This is a genomic window from Oceanicoccus sp. KOV_DT_Chl (assembly GCF_900120175.1).
In the GTDB taxonomy this organism is placed as follows: Bacteria; Pseudomonadota; Gammaproteobacteria; order Pseudomonadales; family Dasaniaceae; genus Oceanicoccus.
The window spans coordinates 2,052,982-2,072,289 of sequence record NZ_FQLF01000002.1 but is presented as its reverse complement, the minus strand read 5'-3'; the positions used below and the strand labels follow the sequence as shown (position 1 = coordinate 2,072,289).

General features: G+C 46.2%; 14 protein-coding genes and 2 pseudogenes. 9 read left to right on the top strand and 7 right to left on the bottom strand.

What is annotated here, in order from left to right:
• The first annotated feature begins 665 nt into the window (after positions 1-665).
• The 4 genes from yrfG (at position 666) to UNITIG_RS13510 (ending at position 4,490) form a co-directional block, all read left to right on the top strand.
• Positions 666-1,340: a GMP/IMP nucleotidase gene (yrfG, locus tag UNITIG_RS13525; RefSeq protein ID WP_101758855.1), complete on the top strand. Its 675-nt coding sequence runs from the start codon at positions 666-668 to the stop codon at positions 1,338-1,340.
• Positions 1,341-1,403: 63 nt separating this feature from the next.
• Complete coding sequence (gene hslR / locus UNITIG_RS13520; protein WP_101758854.1) at positions 1,404-1,844, top strand: ribosome-associated heat shock protein Hsp15; 441 nt, start codon at positions 1,404-1,406, stop codon at positions 1,842-1,844.
• Positions 1,845-1,851: 7 nt separating this feature from the next.
• Positions 1,852-2,706, top strand: a complete 855-nt coding sequence (hslO, locus tag UNITIG_RS13515; RefSeq protein WP_101758853.1) for an Hsp33 family molecular chaperone HslO — start codon at positions 1,852-1,854, stop codon at positions 2,704-2,706.
• A gap of 191 nt (positions 2,707-2,897) precedes the next feature.
• A complete protein-coding gene (locus UNITIG_RS13510) occupies positions 2,898-4,490 on the top strand; it encodes a phosphoenolpyruvate carboxykinase (RefSeq protein ID WP_369809201.1) in 1,593 nt (530 codons plus the stop codon).
• A gap of 75 nt (positions 4,491-4,565) precedes the next feature.
• On the opposite strand, the gene UNITIG_RS13505 is transcribed toward UNITIG_RS13510, so the two are convergent.
• Positions 4,566-5,558 (bottom strand): GGDEF domain-containing protein, encoded by a 993-nt coding sequence (locus tag UNITIG_RS13505; protein WP_101758851.1) that lies wholly within the window; start codon positions 5,556-5,558, stop codon positions 4,566-4,568.
• Between the two features lie 230 nt (positions 5,559-5,788).
• On the opposite strand from UNITIG_RS13505, the gene UNITIG_RS13500 reads away from it, so the two are divergent.
• Positions 5,789-6,991 carry an HD-GYP domain-containing protein gene (locus tag UNITIG_RS13500; RefSeq protein WP_235015388.1) on the top strand — a complete coding sequence of 401 codons (1,203 nt, stop codon included), beginning with the start codon at positions 5,789-5,791 and terminating at the stop codon, positions 6,989-6,991.
• A 133-nt stretch (positions 6,992-7,124) separates the two neighbouring features.
• A pseudogene (locus UNITIG_RS13495) lies at positions 7,125-9,456 on the top strand (Tex family protein).
• Positions 9,457-9,571: 115 nt separating this feature from the next.
• Here the strand turns inward: UNITIG_RS13495 and UNITIG_RS13490 are convergent.
• From UNITIG_RS13490 to UNITIG_RS13475, 4 genes are all read right to left on the bottom strand, one after another.
• Entirely contained in the window at positions 9,572-10,408 is an 837-nt protein-coding gene (locus tag UNITIG_RS13490) for a 23S rRNA (adenine(2030)-N(6))-methyltransferase RlmJ (RefSeq protein WP_101758850.1), read from the bottom strand.
• A 152-nt stretch (positions 10,409-10,560) separates the two neighbouring features.
• Positions 10,561-10,866 (bottom strand): DUF1330 domain-containing protein, encoded by a 306-nt coding sequence (locus UNITIG_RS13485; protein WP_101758849.1) that lies wholly within the window; start codon positions 10,864-10,866, stop codon positions 10,561-10,563.
• Positions 10,867-10,899: 33 nt separating this feature from the next.
• On the bottom strand, positions 10,900-11,508 hold the full coding sequence (locus UNITIG_RS13480) for a class I SAM-dependent methyltransferase (protein ID WP_101758848.1): 609 nt from the start codon (positions 11,506-11,508) through the stop codon (positions 10,900-10,902).
• A gap of 57 nt (positions 11,509-11,565) precedes the next feature.
• A complete protein-coding gene (locus UNITIG_RS13475; RefSeq protein WP_101758847.1) occupies positions 11,566-11,991 on the bottom strand; it encodes a universal stress protein in 426 nt (141 codons plus the stop codon).
• A gap of 174 nt (positions 11,992-12,165) precedes the next feature.
• Between UNITIG_RS13475 and UNITIG_RS13470 the strand changes: the two genes are divergently transcribed.
• On the top strand, positions 12,166-12,642 hold the full coding sequence (locus tag UNITIG_RS13470) for a peroxiredoxin (RefSeq protein WP_101759284.1): 477 nt from the start codon (positions 12,166-12,168) through the stop codon (positions 12,640-12,642).
• A 72-nt stretch (positions 12,643-12,714) separates the two neighbouring features.
• Here the strand turns inward: UNITIG_RS13470 and UNITIG_RS13465 are convergent, their stop codons facing one another.
• Together UNITIG_RS13465 and UNITIG_RS13460 are read right to left on the bottom strand one after the other, a co-directional pair.
• On the bottom strand, positions 12,715-14,457 hold the full coding sequence (locus UNITIG_RS13465; protein ID WP_101758846.1) for a bifunctional protein-serine/threonine kinase/phosphatase: 1,743 nt from the start codon (positions 14,455-14,457) through the stop codon (positions 12,715-12,717).
• Between the two features lie 87 nt (positions 14,458-14,544).
• On the bottom strand, positions 14,545-16,011 hold the full coding sequence (locus tag UNITIG_RS13460; protein ID WP_101758845.1) for a NarK family nitrate/nitrite MFS transporter: 1,467 nt from the start codon (positions 16,009-16,011) through the stop codon (positions 14,545-14,547).
• Positions 16,012-16,394: 383 nt separating this feature from the next.
• Here UNITIG_RS13460 and nirB point away from each other — a divergent pair.
• A pseudogene (gene nirB, locus UNITIG_RS13455) lies at positions 16,395-18,931 on the top strand (nitrite reductase large subunit NirB).
• Between the two features lie 12 nt (positions 18,932-18,943).
• A complete protein-coding gene (nirD, locus tag UNITIG_RS13450) occupies positions 18,944-19,276 on the top strand; it encodes a nitrite reductase small subunit NirD (protein WP_101758844.1) in 333 nt (110 codons plus the stop codon).
• Positions 19,277-19,308: the final 32 nt, after the last annotated feature.

Sequence of the window (19,308 nt, the reverse complement as noted above, 5' to 3'; positions counted from 1 at the left end):
CCTAACATGAGAGAGTAACGCCTATAGCCTTTGCCCAAAGAGGCAAAAGTTGGGTTCACTCTTTCTGGTATTTAACGTCGTGTCTTGAAAACAACCGCTCCTGCTATCGAGACTATTGTTGTTATATCGATACTAAGCCGATTATTAGGAGGCATAGTGATACTGAGCAACACCCCTAAGATCCTCCTTCTACCGAGGAAAAACAAGCCTGCAACGGATAATTTTTCCAATAACCAGGTTTTAAAACCGGAAAGATCTAAAGACCGAATGGTGTAAGACGATTTAGTTTCAACGCTAGTTTTTACCCTAATCGGCCTTGTCAGAACACCAGCGGCGCAAACTGACTGATAAAAACAATAATTACCATTCTAACACCCCAACAAAACGGTAAAAAAACTACAACCTGCAAGCACAAACAGAAGACTGTCAGCGATAAGCACCTACGTCAGAGCCAGTGCTACTGAAAACAGCAAAAAACGCTTACCCTAAATTTGTCTGGCGCCCCAAGCCATTGAAAGTGTTGAATTTAATCATTATTTAACAAACAAACACCCACTCTACTTAACAAAGCAGTGCTACCCCTGCATAATTGCCAGCCGCAATTAACAGCACCTTTACAGAGCTCGCCAGCGTGCAAGCCAACACCTTCAACCAGGTAGTACCCCATGATTAACTGGCAAATCATCGACACCGTTCTACTTGATATGGATGGCACCTTGCTGGATCTGCATTTTGATAATTATTTTTGGCTGCACCATCTTCCACAACGCTATGCTGCTATTCATCAGCTGGATGAAGCACATAGCCGTGAGCAGTTAATCACCCGGCTAGAGCGGGAACGAGGAACGCTAAACTGGTACTGTCTGGACTATTGGTCCGAACAATTACAGCTCGATATCCCTGCATTAAAGCGCGAAATTCAACATATGATTGCAATTCGACCCTTTGTACTTGAGTTTTTGCAGCAACTCAAAGCCAGTAACAAAGACGTCATACTGGTAACGAATGCGCACCGCAAAGGGCTGGATATCAAAATGAGTCGTACGGGTCTAAGCGATTTATTTGATCAAATTGTAGTTTCCCATGACTTTCGTGCACCCAAAGAAGACCGCAATTTCTGGAAGCACATGCGTAGCAGCCACCCCTTTGACCCCGCCAAAACCTTATTGATTGACGACAACGCTAGCGTGCTAGAATCAGCCCAGCAATATGGAATCAAACATTTACTCACGCTATTACAACCTGATAGCAAGCAGGCCAAGCGACAACAGACGCACTTCCCTGGTATCCATCACTTTGATGAAATTATGCCGATTACGGATATCCGGCCAGCTCATTGAATACCTTGACTACCAAGCGAAGAGAGACGTTTACTTACAACGACTGCAGCCAAAAAACAGACCGTGACTGACAACACCCAACACAGCGCTCACCCCTTTCCCGTCGCCAAAGTAAGGCTGGATAAATGGCTGTGGGCGGCACGTTTTTATAAAACCCGCAGCTTGGCCAAACAAGCAATAGAAGGCGGCAAAGTCCACTACAACGGTGCTCGCAGCAAAGTCAGCAAAGAAGTAGAAATTGGCGCCATGCTAAACCTGCGTTTGGGCTGGGATGAAAAAGAAGTTGAAGTCATTGCCCTCTCAGACCAGCGCCGTGGCGCCGAATACGCAGTATTACTCTACGCCGAGACTGCAGACAGCATCAATAAACGCGAAGCCAATGCCGGCCAACGCAAGGCATTGCGCGGGCTTGGCGTAATTTCCGCCGAACGCCCTAACAAAAAACAGCGGCGACAAATTCACCGTTTTAAAAATCAACGCCAACAAGAACAACAGCAGGAATAACCCCAATATGAGCGACCAGTTACAGCGCTTTATTTTTGATGATACCGATATCCGTGGCGAACTTAGTCGACTGGACCAGAGTTACCACGATAGTTTGAATACCCATCAATATCCTGAGGTTGTCGCCCAACTGATAGGTGAATTTCTTGCTGCCGTCGCCCTGCTAAGTGCCACACTTAAATTTGAAGGCACTCTTACTTTACAAGCGCGCAGCGATGGCGAGATCCCATTAATCATGGCTGAAGCGACTTCAGAAAATGACCTGCGCGCTATTGCCCGAGGTGCAGAAGACGCCCGCAGTAATGATTTCAAAACGCTGTTAGCTAATGGCCAATTAAGCATCACCATCGAACCTAAACAGGGCAAGCGCTATCAGGGTATTGTTAGCCTTGATGGCGCTAATCTAGCGGAATGCCTGGAAGGCTACTTTCAGCAGAGCGAGCAACTGTCTACACGGATATGGTTAAGCTGCGATCATCAGCAAGCAGCTGGCATGTTGCTACAGGAGTTACCCGCCAGCCACAACATCAACCCGGAACAGCGTCAGCAACAGTGGCAGCACCTCACTCAACTTGCCGATACCATCACCGCAGCCGAGCTGCTTGCGCTACCTTTCGACCAGATACTGTACCGGCTCTATCATCAAGAGCAGGTACGCATCTTTGACCCCACCCCGCTGCAATTCAAATGCAGCTGCTCTGAACAGCGGACCCTGAGCGCGCTGCGCACCCTCGGTCAGCAAGAACTCACAGAAATTATTGCCGACCAGGGCAGTATTGAGATCCATTGTGAGTTCTGTCACCAGCATTATCAGTTTGCCCAACCAGATATAGACAAGCTGTTTCAAGCCACGGTGCATTAACAGACTGGCTGTCAACAACCCTTACGGGCTGTGGCTCCCAGCGTATTCGTCTTGTAGTTTTACTACCTAAAAAGTCCGGCAAAATGCCATAAAGGGGTTAGCTTACGCTCCGCTTTTTTGCCATAATGGCGCGCCTCGGAAGACTGGCTACGGTGGAGTTCCGTTTAATCTAACCGATGACAAAACGATCAATTAATAAAGCCAGCCCGGACACGACACTAGGACCACTAGACAGGAAAACAGCACGCATGACCACACACAGTAATTTATCTGCCTCCGCACTAATCGAGCAGGCACTCATACGCGGCGAAGGCCAACTCACCGATACCGGCGCACTTTACATTACCACAGGTAAACGCACTGGCCGTTCTCCAGCCGACCGCTTTGTGGTACAAGAGCCCTCAACCGCTGACGCGATTGACTGGGGTTCAGTAAACCGTCCTTTTGATGCAGACAAATTTGATGCGCTGTGGAATCGTGTAGAAGATTATTTATCACAAAAAGATCGTTTTCTGGCAACACTGCATGTTGGGGCGCATGACGACCACTATATTCCTGTCCAGGTTAATACCGAAACCGCCTGGCAAGGTTTGTTCGCCCACAATATGTTTATCCGCCCAGAAAAATACAACCCCAAGTCTAAAGAAGAGTGGACCATCCTTAACGTAGCCAGTTTTGAATGCGAGCCCGAGCGCGATGGTACTAATTCTGATGGTGTAGTGCTGGTCAACTTCGCCCAACGCAAAGTATTACTTGCTGGCATGCGCTATGCCGGTGAAATGAAAAAAGCCATGTTCTCAGTACAAAACTTCCTGTTGCCTGAAAAAGATGTAATGCCAATGCACTGCTCTGCCAACGTCGATGAGGCAGGTAATACGACGCTATTCTTTGGCTTGTCCGGCACCGGTAAAACCACCCTTTCTGCAGACCCTGCTTGTTACTTGATTGGTGATGACGAGCACGGCTGGGGCAAAGGCGCGGTCTTTAATATTGAAGGCGGCTGTTACGCTAAAACGATTAACCTGAGCCAGGAAAACGAACCGATTATATGGGATGCCATTCGCTTCGGCGCCATCGTTGAAAACGTAGTACTGGATGACAATCGCACTGCTGACTATGACGATACCTCTTTAAGCGAAAACGGCCGCTGCTCTTATCCTTTAGAGCATGTTGAAAAGCGCGTGATCGCTAACGCAGCTGGCGAACCAAAAACGGTTATCTTCCTGACCTGTGATGTTTCCGGGGTATTACCTCCGGTTTCTATCCTGTCCAAAGAAGCCGCAGCTTTTCATTTTCTATCTGGCTATACCGCGCGCGTTGGCTCCACTGAGATCGGTGCAGAAGCCGGTATCCACCCAACATTCTCTACCTGTTTTGGTGCCCCGTTTATGCCTCGTCCAGCGGGCGAATATGCCGAACTGTTGATGAAACGAATTGAAGACTTTGATTCTCAAGTCTATCTGGTTAACACCGGTTGGACTGGTGGTTCCGGTGGCGAAGGTGGCAAAGGTTCACGCTTCCCGATTCCAGTGACCCGCGCGATCGTCTCTGCCGCGCAAAATGGTTCCTTAATCGACGCTGAAACCGAACACCTTGACGCACTGAATCTCACTATTCCGAAAGCGATTGCTGGCGTTGATGATAAGTATATCAACCCCCGTAAAGCCTGGAATAACGACGCAGCGTATGATGAACAAGCGACTAAACTGGCCAATCTGTTTCAGGACAATATCAAGAAGTTTGATGTCTCTGACGCCATTATTAGTGCTGGTCCCAAAGCCTGATCAAGCGTACCAAACATAAAGGGGTGGCTTTAAAAGCCACCCCTTTTTTTGTATCTATACATTTCATAATCAACGCTAAAAAATATCTACTCCATCATCCGCTTTCGGCCCAAACAACAACTTGCCTGCCGCCACTAACTCTTCGAAACTATTCGATTGATTACGACCATTCTGCTTACTGAAATAAAGCGCCCTGTCAGCCTGAGTAATAATTGAAGACACATTTTCCTGATCGGTAATTTGCACAAAACCGATGCTAACAGTGACTGACAAATCCTGTGGAAACCGATGACTTGCCACCGCATCACAAAAACGCTGACAAGCAGCCTTGGCTTGTAGACCATCCTCAACTTGTAACAACACTAAAAATTCTTCGCCACCGTAGCGAAAACAATTGTCCACATCACGAAAAGTCTCTTTCATTAACTGCGCCAATAAAATCAATACTTCATCACCAAATAAATGCCCATGATTATCATTAATGATCTTGAATCGGTCGATATCTATCACCGCTAACCAATAGTCGGGCTCCTTCCTACGCCGCCCTGCTACCGGCCCAGTATGGTTAATAATATTATTAATTTTCTGGTCAAGCGTAGCCCGGTTAAGCAAACCCGTCAGATGATCGTGAATATGCTCTTTAACCAGCGATAAAAAATTGGAATATATATGTAGTAGGCCATGGGTTAATTCCGACTGCTCGTCATCAAGCTTTATACATTCCTGTACCAAAACCTCCACGCCTAACTCACCCTGAATACGCAACGGAATAACCACCGTCACACCATGATCCGATTCCGATTTAATCGCCTGCCTGGACTCAATCGATTGGCGCATAATTACCATCAACGGCTCGGATATTTCTGCTGAGCTTGATATTTCCGGCTTGATAGCCTCTACCAACAACTCCACGTCCAGCCCGTCTTGTTTCCATTTCACATCATAAAGACGGTGACCATAACTCGGCACCAATTCCAGCAAGGTATTGACCAGACTTTGCTGAATGAGCTTGCGATCACGAAAGCCCGTCAACCGCTCCAGCCCGTCGACTACTTTTTGTGTAGACATATCTACTCTGCGTTAAATTTTCAGTGGATTAACCTTATGAAATATAGCGATTTATTATCCAATGTGACAATAAATTGTACAACCGGGAATAATTTTTCTTTGGAATAAGTACAAATGCCAATTTTGCCCCTAAAAACGTCTATAGTAAGATACAGCTAAAATTAAGAAAGCAGAATCATCTGCCTAATAACAATAAATCGCTCCCAGATACGTTAACAAAGAGTAGCAGCTTGAGTAACGATACCGTATTAAAAATCAGTTGTGATCGACTTTCTCTGGGCATGAAGGTTGTGGAGCTAGACCGCCCCTGGGTGGAATCACCCTTTACCGTACACGGCTTTCGCATAACCACTGAAGCGGAGATAAGCAAGCTTAAAGCCAGCTGCAAGTATGTGTATGTCGCGGCCAAAGCCAAGAAAACAGAAATTTCGGCTAAAAACCTTAAACGTCAGGCTTATAACAATACCCAATCATTCCAACAGGCCTTACCACAGGCTAAAAGTGCTCACCGTCAAGCCAAAAGCGTCGTCAAAGGGTTTTTCAAAAACCTAGAGCTAGGCCAAACCTTCGAAACCTCTGTCGCCAAAAAAGCGGTAAAACAATGCGTTGATAGTGTAATCGCCAATCAAGAAGCCATGATGTGGTTAGGGCTATTAAAAGACGTCGATGAATACACCGCACGGCATAGCCTGAATGTTGGCTTGCTTTCTATCATCCTGGGGCGTGCGGAAGGTTTATCTCCAGCGGACCTGGAGGTCGTTGGCCTCTGCGGCATGCTGCACGATATGGGAAAATCCAAAATACCGCTGGAAATCCTTAATAAAGAAGGGGCTTTCAGCGAGGAAGAATTCGACATTATGAAGACCCACACCACCCTGGGTTACGAAATTCTAACCGCCAAATCCGATATTACTGATGAAGTCGCTAATGTGGCTTATAGCCACCACGAAAGACTCAACGGTCGCGGCTACCCGCGAGCACTGCCGGCAGAGAAAATCTCCTACTTCAGCCGTATCGTCGCCATTGCTGACACCTATGATGCCATCACTAGCAAACGGGTTTATAGCCCGGCCAAAACCTCACTGGAAGGTTTACGCATTTTGATCGGCGCCAAAGGCAGTCATTATGATCCCATCCTGGTTGACCGCTTTGTCGAAGCAATTGGGATTTACCCCGCTGGTAGTGTCGCCGAAATGAGCAACGGTGAAATCGGCCTTATCCTGCCCTCGGCCATTGAACATCGCAATTCACCCAAAGTTTTGATCGTCAGAGGCAAGGATAAAAAGCCGTGTGACGAACGACAAATTGACCTCAGCCAGGAACCCACCGATGCCAATGGCAAGCTACTAAAAATTAACCATTTGCTATCCGATGACGCCTTCGGTATCGACCTAAAAAAATACCACGAACTTGGTACTGCCGAAGCCGGTTGAGAAACCACCAAATCGGTTAACAAAGCAGCAAAAAACACTTCCTTAGCAAAAAAATAATTGCATCACAAGCTGCCCAGCAGGCGCTGCTTTTTGCATAATAGCCCCCCATAAAAATTTGCGGTATCCAATCAACATGAGCAACCTCCTTTCTTCAATTTCGCAACAAATTGCCAATGAACTCAATGTAAAACCAGCACAGGTCACCGCTGCCATTGAGCTATTAGATGAAGGGGCCACCGTGCCATTTATTTCCCGCTACCGCAAAGAAGTGACCGGCGGTTTGGATGATACTCAAATGCGATCACTGGAAGATCGTTTGCGGTATTTACGCGAGCTGGAAGATCGTCGCGCAGCCATCCTTAAAAGCATTGGCGAACAGGAAAAATTAACCCCTGAATTACAGTCAGATATTCTTGCCGCCGACACCAAAAATCGTCTGGAAGATTTATACCTTCCCTACAAACCCAAGCGTCGCACCAAAGGCCAGATTGCGATTGAAGCAGGCTTGGAACCATTGGCAGACGCACTCTTCAATGACCCCGGTTTAGACCCGAACAACAAGCACAAACGTTTATCAATACTGAGCTAGGTATTGCCGATAGCAAAGCTGCTCTGGACGGTGCGAAATATATATTAATGGAACGCTTCAGCGAAGACGCCGACTTACTCGCCAAGTTGCGTAATTTTTTATGGCAGGAAGGTCAGCTCAGTTCGCGCATGGTTGATGGTAAAGAACAGGAAGGCAGTAAATTCAGCGATTATTTCGAGCACGACGAGCCACTCAAAACCACGCCATCGCACCGCGCCTTGGCTATGTTTCGCGGCCGCAATGAAGCCTTTCTAAATCTCGCCATTGTCACCGGCGACCCCGATGATAAAAATGCTCCGCAACCCCGATGATAAAAATGCTCCGCAACCCTGTGAAGCCATGATAGCCGAGCACTGGAATATAAGTGACCAAGGCCGGGCTGCCGATAAATGGCTGCGGGAAGTGGTACGCTGGACCTGGCGAATTAAGCTTTACACCCATCTTGAAACGGACTTGATGGGCAGTTACGTGAAAGTGCCGAACAGGAAGCTATCAGCGTTTTTGCCGGTCGGCCCCCGCTGGCCCCAAAGCCACCATCGGTTTGGATCCCGGCTTGCGCACCGGAGTGAAAGTCGCCGTGGTTGACGGCAATGGTAAAGTGTTAGATCACTGTGCCATTTACCCTACACCGCCACAAAATAAAATTGCTGAAGCTGCAGCAACCATTATCAAACTGGCGAAACAACATAATGTTGAATTAATTGCGATTGGCAACGGCACCGCCAGCCGCGAAACTGATCGTTTTGTTGGCGATATCATTAGCGCTCACCCTGAGCTTAAACTTAAAAAAGTAATGGTTAACGAAGCTGGCGCCTCTATTTACTCGGCCTCCGAATACGCAGCTAAAGAATACCCCGACTTGGACGTCACCATTCGCGGCGCAATTTCTATCGCCCACCGCTTACAAGACCCGTTAGCCGAGTTAGTAAAACTGGATCCTAAGTCTATCGGCGTAGGTCAATACCAACACGATGTATCGCAAACGCAACTAGCCCGATCACTGGATGCCGTGGTAGAAGATTGTGTAAACAGCGTTGGCGTCGATGTAAATACCGCCTCCAGCGCTTTGTTAAGTCGAGTCTCAGGATTAAACAGCACTATCGCCAACAATATTGTTGAGTTGCGAGATCAGCAAGGCTCGTTTAAAAATCGCGAAGAACTGAAAAAAGCTAAACGTTTTGGTGATAAAACCTTCGAACAAGCCGCCGGGTTTTTGCGTGTTGTGGGTGGCGATAACGCGCTGGATGCTTCCGCGGTACACCCGGAAAGTTATTCCATTGTAGAAAAAATCGTGCAACAAAGTCAGCGTGACATCAGCGCCATTGTAGGCGATAGTCAATTCTTGAAATCACTGGACCCAGCGAAATTTACTGATGAAAAATTCGGTTTACCTACCGTGCAGGATATTATCAGCGAGCTGGATAAACCAGGCCGAGATCCTCGTCCGGAGTTTAAAACCGCAGAATTCAAAGACGGCGTAGAAAAAATATCGGATTTAAAAGAAGATATGATTTTGGAAGGCACCGTAACCAATGTCACCAACTTCGGCGCCTTTATCGATATCGGCGTACATCAGGATGGACTAGTACATATTTCTGCCCTATCCAATACGTTTGTTAAAGACCCACGCACCGTGGTGAAAGCGGGCGACATCGTCAAAGTTAAAGTATTGGAAATCGATGCCAATCGAAAACGCATCGCACTGACCATGCGTTTAAGTGACAAAGCTGAGCCGAAACAAAATACTCCCCGCAGTGAAGGCAACAACAAACGACACGCTCACAAAGGCCAATCAAAAAGCACGCCTGCGGAACAGAAAAAAGGCACCTTTGCCGATCTATTTGCCAATGCCGGAAAATTAAAAGTTAAATCCTGACGGGCAGATTGGCAAAGCTCTGATTACAGGGCTGCCTTAATACTTGGTAAATACTCCGGGGGAGTCAGGATGGTCTTTATCCATCCTCCCCCTCATTACTCAGCGGGCCTGTAACTTATTCTTCAACAATAATGTCGCATTTATAAAACTGTCCATCACTCCGGCCAAGCTGCTGCGCTAACACCGGTAATACCGCCGACATTGTGTCAAACAGTTTCCAGGGCGGATTTATCACAAACAATCCTGATGAGGTCATTCCACGTTCTTTAGTGTCAGCAGTAACCCCCAGCTCAAAACGCTGAATATTTTTAATGCCGCTCATTTTAAATTTCTTTTCCAGCACATCAATTTGGCGACGCTCTACCACGGGATACCATAAAACATAAATACCAGTAGCAAACTTTTTATGCGCCTTATTAATCGCATCAAATACCTGGTCGTACTCCGTTTTAACTTCGTAGGAAGGGTCAATTAACACCAAGCCACGGCGACTTTTCGGCGGCACTACCGCCATCATGCCTTTAAGCCCATCCTCATGCTCTACTCGTATTTTTCTATTGCTTTGCATGTTTTTTCGCAATGACTGATAGTCTTCAGGATGTAACTCGTATAACCACGCTCTGTCCTGCGGCCGCAAAAAATGTTGGGCGAAGGCTGGTGAGCCTGGATAATGCTTTAATGTGCCGCCGCGATTGTAGCCATTGACCAATTCAAAATAGCATGACAGCTGCGGCAGTTGAGCCGCATCCAAGCTACCAATACCACCCGTATGCTCTTCCAGTTTTTTGGCATGGGTGGAATGTAGATTAAATAGACCAGCACCTGCGTGGGTATCAATATATTCAAATGGCGCTTCTTTTTGCACCAAATGCTCTAATATCTCCACCAATACAATATGTTTGAGGACATCGGCAAAATTACCGGCATGAAATGAATGTCTATAGCTTAGCAAGGCGGCATCTCTGGAGTTTGTACTATTAAATAAGAAGGAGCACTTCTACACTTTTGCCGTGTAGAAGTCACTCAAAAGCTGGAGCTTATTCTACTATTAGCGCCTATACCATCAGAGATGTCGCTGTTTAGAGAAAATATATGTCCGCGGCATCAACTATTGCGCTCATGCATCGAAATCACTGTGGTACTCGCAACCGAGGGTTTGAAGTGCTTATTCTTCACTTTTATATAGGCAGGATTAGAGAAAAATTCCTGCATCGTTTTACTATTGGGAAATTCCAGCGTAAACACCCGATTAATCTCATTATCAGATTTCGACATTAATACTTCTGACACTTTAAAATCATAACCAAAACGACCACCAAAGGAATCCAGAATCGGCATCATCGCCTCTCGGTATTTTTGATATTCTTCATCGTCAATCACCTGAATTCCCATAATTCTTTCAAAATACATATCGGCTCCCTTTTGTATTAAAAACCTACTTGATTAAGCATATGGCTTCGACAGCACTATCACATCGCTACCAATAATTGTTATTTCCGCTCCCAGTTCTGCCGCCAACCATTGTAAGCTGGCTGCGCTAAAAAAACATACATGAGTAGGGTCATTTTTATAATGCCACCCGGAAAAGGCCGCTTGATCTATTACCAACTTAGTCATCAACCCCATTACTCCGCCAAACTTTAATAGCTGCCACAACTGCCTGAGTACACGCCCAGGTTCAAACAAATGTTCAATCACTTCTGTCGCGCAAATAAAGTCGTAACGCTCCGCCAGTGCTAGTTCATTATTGCAGTAAAAATGATCGTACAAATTCACGCTATGGCCCGCATGCTCAAACATTAACGACAAGGTCGGGCCCGGCCCACAACCAAAATCCAGCCCGTGGGAGTTTGGCTGTAACATAGCCAACATAGGTTGGCACAAACGCCTCAGGAATTGACGGTAACCTGTATCAGCGGGCGAGTTTTGATGTAAATCGTATTCGGCTTTTTCCTGTTCTTTGGTTAAGCGCTGCGCCGGATCGACAAACACTAACTGACAGCATTCACACTGAAAATAATTACGGCGTGAGTCCTGATAATACCGTTGCATTTGAGAGCCGTTACAAAGAGGGCAAAGTAGTAACAAGAAATAGCCTTACAAATTTAATTAGATAATTCGCACGGTGTGGACGTCACACTGTGCGCCGTGGAGCACTTTATGTGCTGTTGAACCCAGTAATGCTTTAACCCCACTGTAACCGTGACTACCCACTACAATCAAATCACAATCTTTCTGTTCAGCAAACTGATGGATAACATCGGCTGGTCTTCCGAATAATAATTCGGTCTTAACGTGCTCGCTATCAACCTGCTGCAACATGCTTTTTATGAGTGGAAAACACTGCTGCTTAATCTGCATATCATTGGCAATATGGTGTTTTGCCGTAGCTTCACCATAGCCGGTAACATGGGCGTCACAAACATGAATGACACTGACGTCGGCATTATATGTCTTAGCTATTTCGCAAGCCTTTTTTAATACCGCTATATCGGTATCCAATAAATCTATCGCCACTAATATATGCCGGTACATCGCCTCCTCCTTTGTCCTATTCCAACAGACTATCGAATGAGCACTTTTCTCAGTATAAAGCAGTTTGCCGGTTCACGTAACGGCGACAAAGCTGTGCTTTACACAACTTTCTGTTACCATCGCCCGCTGTTTTTAACAATTTTTAATCATAAGCAAGTATTAATGGAGTATAAAATGACTATTCAAGTAGGTGATAAACTACCCGCAGGCTCTTTCAAAGTAATGGGCGCTGAAGGTCCACAGGAACATACTATTAGCGAACTGTTCGACGGCAAAAAAGTAGTAATGCTTGCTGTACCCGGCGCATTCACGCCAGGTTGTTCAATGACCCACCTGCCTGGCTTTGTGGTAAACGCCGACAAAATTAAAGCCAACGGCGTTGATAGCATTATCTGCACCTCGGTAAACGATGTATTTGTTATGGATGCCTGGGGCAAAGCACAAAATGCCGAAGAGATTATCATGGCCGCAGACGGCAGCGGCGACTATGTTAAAACACTGGGTCTGGAATTAGATGGCAGCAGTTTCGGTATGGGTACTCGCAGTCAGCGCTACGCGATGATTGTCGATAATGGCGTAGTAACCTATTTAGGTGTTGATGCCAAAGCGATTGAAGCCAGTGCCGCTGATGCAGTATTAGCTCAGCTATAGGCATAGAATGGCAGGGCTGCAATATCTATTCTGCAGCCCTGCCATCAAGCCAATTTATAAACTTCAGCTTGCTTAGGGCAACAAAAAATAGCCTGTCACTAACTGCGTTACCAGTAATATTCCCGCCACCAGCTTCCAAAATAACACCGGATCTTTTTCAACCAGCGGCCGAAACCCTATCGCCAGATATTTTTCATTGGGATGCTGCAATTCATGAATAAATTCGGGAATATCCTGATGCCTGCGCTCAGGGCTAAAACGTAGCGATTTTTTTAGCGCCCCATCAATCCACACTGGTACTAACGGATTAAGCTGATAACTGGGCGTATATTTTGTATTTAAAAAATCCTGGGATGTTTTACAACTTTCCAGCTTTCCGGAAAAGGGCAACTGCCCAGTCAGCATTTCATAACTGATTACAGCTAGAGAAAACGTATCGGCCTGATAAGTCGGTGATTTTTTTAATATATGTTCCGGCGCTGAATAACTAGCAGTACCCAAAGCAATATCCTGTTGCAATGGGTTATCAATTTCGGCAATACCTGCCACATGACAGGAGCCAAAATCCAAAATTTTAACCACGCCATTTTTATCAATAATAATATTGTCCGGCTTGATATCCTGATGCAAAGTTTCACGACGATGAAACGCGCGAATGCCCTTCGCTATCTGGCCGACCAAATACACCACCTCCTCTACTGGCGGCTTGGGGTTTTCTTTCATCCATTGCGTTAATGTCAGGCCGGAAATATATTCCGTTAAATAATATAAACAACTTTTTCTTTGTTGCCGATCAACGACTTTAACCACATGCACATTATTAATGCGGCTCCCGATCCAGCTCTCCATCACAAAACGTTCGATATAGGCAGGGTCATCTTCAAAGTTGACGGAAGGTGTTTTCATGCAATACTGCTTGCCGGATGCTTCATCTGCAACCAAGTACAACTGGCTTCGGGTGCTGGCATATAATTCCCGAACCACAGTCAAACCATCAATCACACTGCCCACTGATAGAAACGGAGGAAATGGCAAAGCAGTTAACTTGGAAACGACGTCATTGACTTCCTGTTTAGGTAAATTATCTACCCGCACTATTTGACAACTTAAATTATCATCACTGTGGCTAGCCCGCGCCAATGCTAATATTTTCTGGCAAGCATCTTCATAATCATCCGGGTTGTCATTGATGATCGCGATTAGCTTTTTATCGCTAACAAAATCATGAATGCCATCGGTGGTGAGAATATATATATCACCCAGCTCTAAATTTACCGATCGATAATCAACATCCAGCTTTACATCCAGCCCCATCGCCCGTGTTAAATAGGTTTGCTTAGCAGAAATAGCGAGAGCATGGTCTCGTGTTAGTTGTTCTATAGCACCGTTACGAAACCGGTATATCCGACTATCTCCAACATGAAAAATATGGGCATTATGGGATTTAAACACCATGCAGCTTAAGGTAGTGAGATACCCTTTATGCTCCCCAGAAAAACGCTGACTTTGGCCATAGAGCCACCGGTTTAATGCCGTCAGCACCCGCTGTGCTGACTTTTTTACCGTCCAGGACTCTGGCGTAGAAAAATAATCCGTTAAAAAATTTTGTACACAAGTTTCACTGGCCTCTCGCCCCCCTTCGGCAGCGCTCACGCCATCAGCAATTAATGCCACCGCACCTTTGGTGGTTAACAAACTACCATCGGGAATCCGTATCCCGATTGAATCCTCATTGACGGACTTTACACCGGCATTAGTCGCCTGACCAACCGATAGCTGGAGCAAGGATTGCAAATGTAAGTCGGGCGCATTCATAGCGTTTTCTTAACAACAAAAAGGCTGGAGAATCTCCAGCCTTGGTAAAGTCACAGTAATAGGGTTTTAACGTCTACACGTTGCTCATTAAGCCACATCAATCAGTGCCACACTACCGTCGGGCATCACTTCAGCCGTATGGCCACTTGGCTCATCCAAAAACTGCACCAGCATAAAACAAAGGGTGGCCGAAGCAGCAATGACCATAAAGAAAGTAGACGCATCGACAAAGGACAATACCGTTAAGTAGGTAACGCCGCCCACATTACCATAGGCGCCAGTCATACCGGCAACCTGACCGGTCATCCGGCGCTTTACTAATGGCACCATAGCAAACACAGCCCCCTCTCCCGCTTGTACAAAGAAGGAACAACACATTGTTGCAATCACGGCTAACGGAATAAACCAGTGGCTATCAATCTGACTCAGCACTAAATACCCCACCGATAAACCGGCAATTAATACAGACAAAGTTTTTTTACGCCCCATTTTATCGCTTAACCAACCGCCCCCTGGCCGTGCAGCTAAATTCATAAAGGCAAAACCTGAAGCCAGTAAACCAGCAGTCACCGCACTAAGCTCGAATGTATCCATAAAAAATAGCGGCAACATTGATACTACTGCTAGCTCTGAACCAAAAGTGACAAAGTAAGACCAATTTAAAATCGCGACCTGTTTAAATTTGTATTTATCAATATCGGCAACACCTTCATTCAAATGCTGTTTATTGACTTTCCATATCTGGCTGGTTTGAATGACAAACAACACCGCCAAGATGCCATATAACATATTTGTCGCCAGCGCGGATAACAAACCAAGATTGCTGGGCGATAATTTCCACGTCAATACTGCCAGTGCAATATACATAGGTATATTCATAGCCAGATAAAAATATAAATCCTTTTTACTCGTTACCTCCAAGCCACCGGAACGCTTAGGCTTAAAATAAGTTGATCCTTTAGGCGTATTACGTGCAGCGGAATAAAAAATAAAACTGTAGACAAAAGCCAACGCACCGCAGCAGGCGATCGCATAGCGCCAGCCATCGTCACCACCGAATAACAATGCCAACGATGGCAACACCATCGCACCCGCAGCAGAACCAAAATTTCCCCAACCGCCATAGATACCTTCTGCAATACCGACTTGCTTGGCTGGAAACCATTCACCTACCAAGCGAATACCGATTACGAACCCAGCACCGACAAACCCACAGAGAAAGCGGAACAATGCCAGCATTTCGTAACTGGTTGCCAACGCAAAGCCCCAGCAGATAAATGCCGCCGACATTAATAGCAAACTAAACACAATGCGCGGACCAAAACGATCTACCAACATCCCCACCACGATGCGCGAGGGAATGGTTAGCGCAACATTCAAAATCAACAGCGCTTTAACCTGTTGCGAACTTAAATCAAAGGCTTCTTTAATGAAGGCAAGCAGCGGAGCATGACTAAACCACACCACAAAGGTAATAAAAAACGCGATCCAACTGACATGCAATGTCCTAATCGCCGGGTTAGAAAACTCAAAAATATTAAGCTTACCGCTCATGATGCTACTGCTCCTGATTCATAAAATACGGAATTTCTATCAGCAGTAGAGCAAGCGCTATGCCAGTTAAGGAAAGCACCAAAAAAACCACCCTAAGCGCGCAATAAACGCACTGGTAGCAAAGTTGCGCACCGATATAAAACACAAATACTTCTTTATGCACGCTTATGACACACAAACGAAAAGTTCGATGCGACCAATTAGAGTGCAAAAATCGATAAGCAAGGAAATTACCGCACACTTAAGGGGCGCAACTCTCAAAAAAGAGCTCTAGAGCACACTATTTATAGAGATGAAGAGACTGGCACAAAGGTTGCAAAACTAGCTGATAGATGGAGGCAGAAGTCTTTCTTTTGTTGGATATAGATTGCAGTGGGAACAACATGAAAACACGTCTAGTAATTATCGGTAACGGTCCAGTCGGCCATAAATTTTTAGAAACACTAGTCGCCAGTGGTAAGGCTGAGCAATTTAGTATCATCGTATTTGGTGAAGAGCCCCGCGCTGCCTACGATCGCGTACATCTAACAGCCTGGTTTGAAACCCGTGATGCTGCCGATTTGAATATGGTCCCCGAAGATTTTTATCAAACCAACAATATTGTTTCGCACCTGGGTGACAAAGTAGTTTCAATTCAGCGTGATAACAACACCTTAACCTCGGAAAAAGGTCTCACCGTTAGCTACGACAAAATCGTATTAGCCACCGGCTCCTTCCCGTTTGTACCGCCAGTGCCTGGCCATAACCGTGCCAACTGCTTTGTCTACCGCACTATTGAAGACCTTGAAGCCATTACCCAGGCATCGCGAAACGCTAAAGTCGGCGCGGTTGTTGGCGGTGGATTATTAGGCCTGGAAGCCGCTAAAGCCATTAAAGATTTAGGCTTAAAAACCCATGTTGTGGAATTTGCGCCACGCTTAATGGCGGTGCAAGTCGATGATGGCGGCGGCGCTATGTTACGCGGCAAAATTGAAGCCTTGGGCGTATCCGTACACACCCAGAAAAACACCCAGCAAATTATCGACGGCGATGAGTGCGTACATAAGATGTGCTTTGCCGACGGCGAAGAACTCGAAACTGATTTAATTTTATTTTCAGCCGGTATTCGCCCCAGGATGCTTTAGGCCGTCAAGCGCAATTAGCACTGGGCGAGCGTGGCGGGATTGTAGTCAATGACTACTGCCAAACCTCCGATCCAGCCATTTACGCTATCGGTGAAGTCGCTTTATGGAGCGGTCGCATTTACGGCCTGATCGCCCCTGGCAATGCCATGGCCGTCACTGCCGCAGAACATCTGACTGAAACCGGCGTCAGCACTTTCACCGGTTTTGACATGAGCACCAAATTAAAACTGATGGGCGTAGATGTCGCATCTGTTGGCGATGCTCACGGCAACACTCCCGGTTCGCTAGCCTACACCTACATCAATCAAGTAGCAGGCGTGTATAAAAAGATTGTAGTCGACGCCGAGCGCAAACATTTACTAGGCGCTGTATTGGTTGGCGATGCCGAAGATTACAGCAACCTGCTGCAATTTGCCCTTAACAGCATGGCGCTTCCCGAACAGCCAGAAAGTATGATTCTGCCGAATGTTGATGGTGGCGGTTTTGCTCTAGGTGTTGACGCGCTACCAGACACCGCGGTGATTTGTTCCTGTAACAACGTCACCAAAGCCGACCTGGTTACTGCTATCGTTAATGGTGCGGTTAATATGTCTGCGCTAAAAGAAGTTACTCAAGCAGCGACAGGCTGTGGTGGTTGTGCGGCACTGACCACACAAGTGATGAACAGCGAGTTAGCCAACTTGGGTTATGAAGTAAACACTGATATTTGTGAACACTTTCCCTACACCCGTCAGGATTTATTCAACCTTATCAAAGTAGAAAAAATCACCAACTTTACTGACTTGCTAGATAAGCACGGCTCCGGCCACGGTTGTGATATTTGTAAACCGGCCACTGCCTCTATTTTAGCCGCCTGCTGGAATGATTATATCCTTGAAGACAAACACCACGCCCTGCAGGACACTAACGATTATTTCATGGCGAATATGCAAAAAGACGGTACGTACTCAGTAGTACCCCGTATTGCCGGCGGTGAAATTACCCCAGATAAATTAATTGTGTTAGGCCAAGTGGCAAAAAAATATGATCTTTACACCAAAATCACCGGTGGCCAACGAGTGGATTTATTCGGTGCTCGCAGTGATCAATTGCCTGGCATTTGGCGCGAATTAGTGGATGCAGGTTTTGAAACCGGCCACGCCTACGGAAAATCTTTACGTACCGTAAAATCCTGTGTCGGTTCAACCTGGTGTCGCTATGGCGTACAGGATTCTGTCGGCGCGGCGATTAAAATTGAAAACCGCTACAAGGGCTTGCGCTCGCCGCATAAATTAAAAATGGCCGTGTCGGGCTGCACCCGTGAATGTGCAGAAGCACAAAGTAAAGATGTCGGTGTGATCGCCACCGAAAACGGTTACAACATGTATGTCTGTGGTAACGGCGGGATGAAACCGCGGCACGCGGATCTATTTGCTACCGATCTCGATTACGACATGTTAATTAAGTATATCGATCGCTTCTTTATGTTTTATATCCGCACCGCCGATCGGCTTCAGCGCACCTCAGTATGGATGGACAATATGGAAGGTGGTCTCGACTATCTGCAATCGGTCATTATCGATGACAAGCTTGGTCTCTGTGCAGAATTAGAATCCGATATGGCACACATCGTCGAAACCTATCAATGCGAATGGAAAACCACTATAGACGATGCGGAAAAAGTAAAACGTTTTGAACACTTTGTGAATAGCGACACCAGCGATAGCAATGTGGTATTTGTTAAAGAGCGCGCACAAATTCGTCCCGCCACTGAATTTGAACGCGAGCAATTAATTGCTGTTAAAGAAATTGCCTAGAGGATTACCATCATGAGTAACTGGAAAGATATTTGTCATATTGATGCAATTGTTCCCAATGCCGGTCGCTGCGCACTGATTGATGGTGAACAGGTAGCCATTTTCCGCGTCCAAAAAAGTGGCAATGATACCGTCTACGCCCTTCACAATCACGATCCCTTTTCTAAAGCTAACGTACTCTCGCGTGGCATCATCGGCTCTATCGCTGACCGCGTGGTAGTGGCTTCGCCTATTTACAAGCAACATTTTTGTTTGCAGACGGGCAAGTGTATTGAAGAGCAGGACACCCAATTAAAAACCTGGCAGGTACGAGTTGAAAACGAAATGGTGCAGTTATCTGCTTAATCACACCTAACCGTTTGTCATCTCCGTGCAAA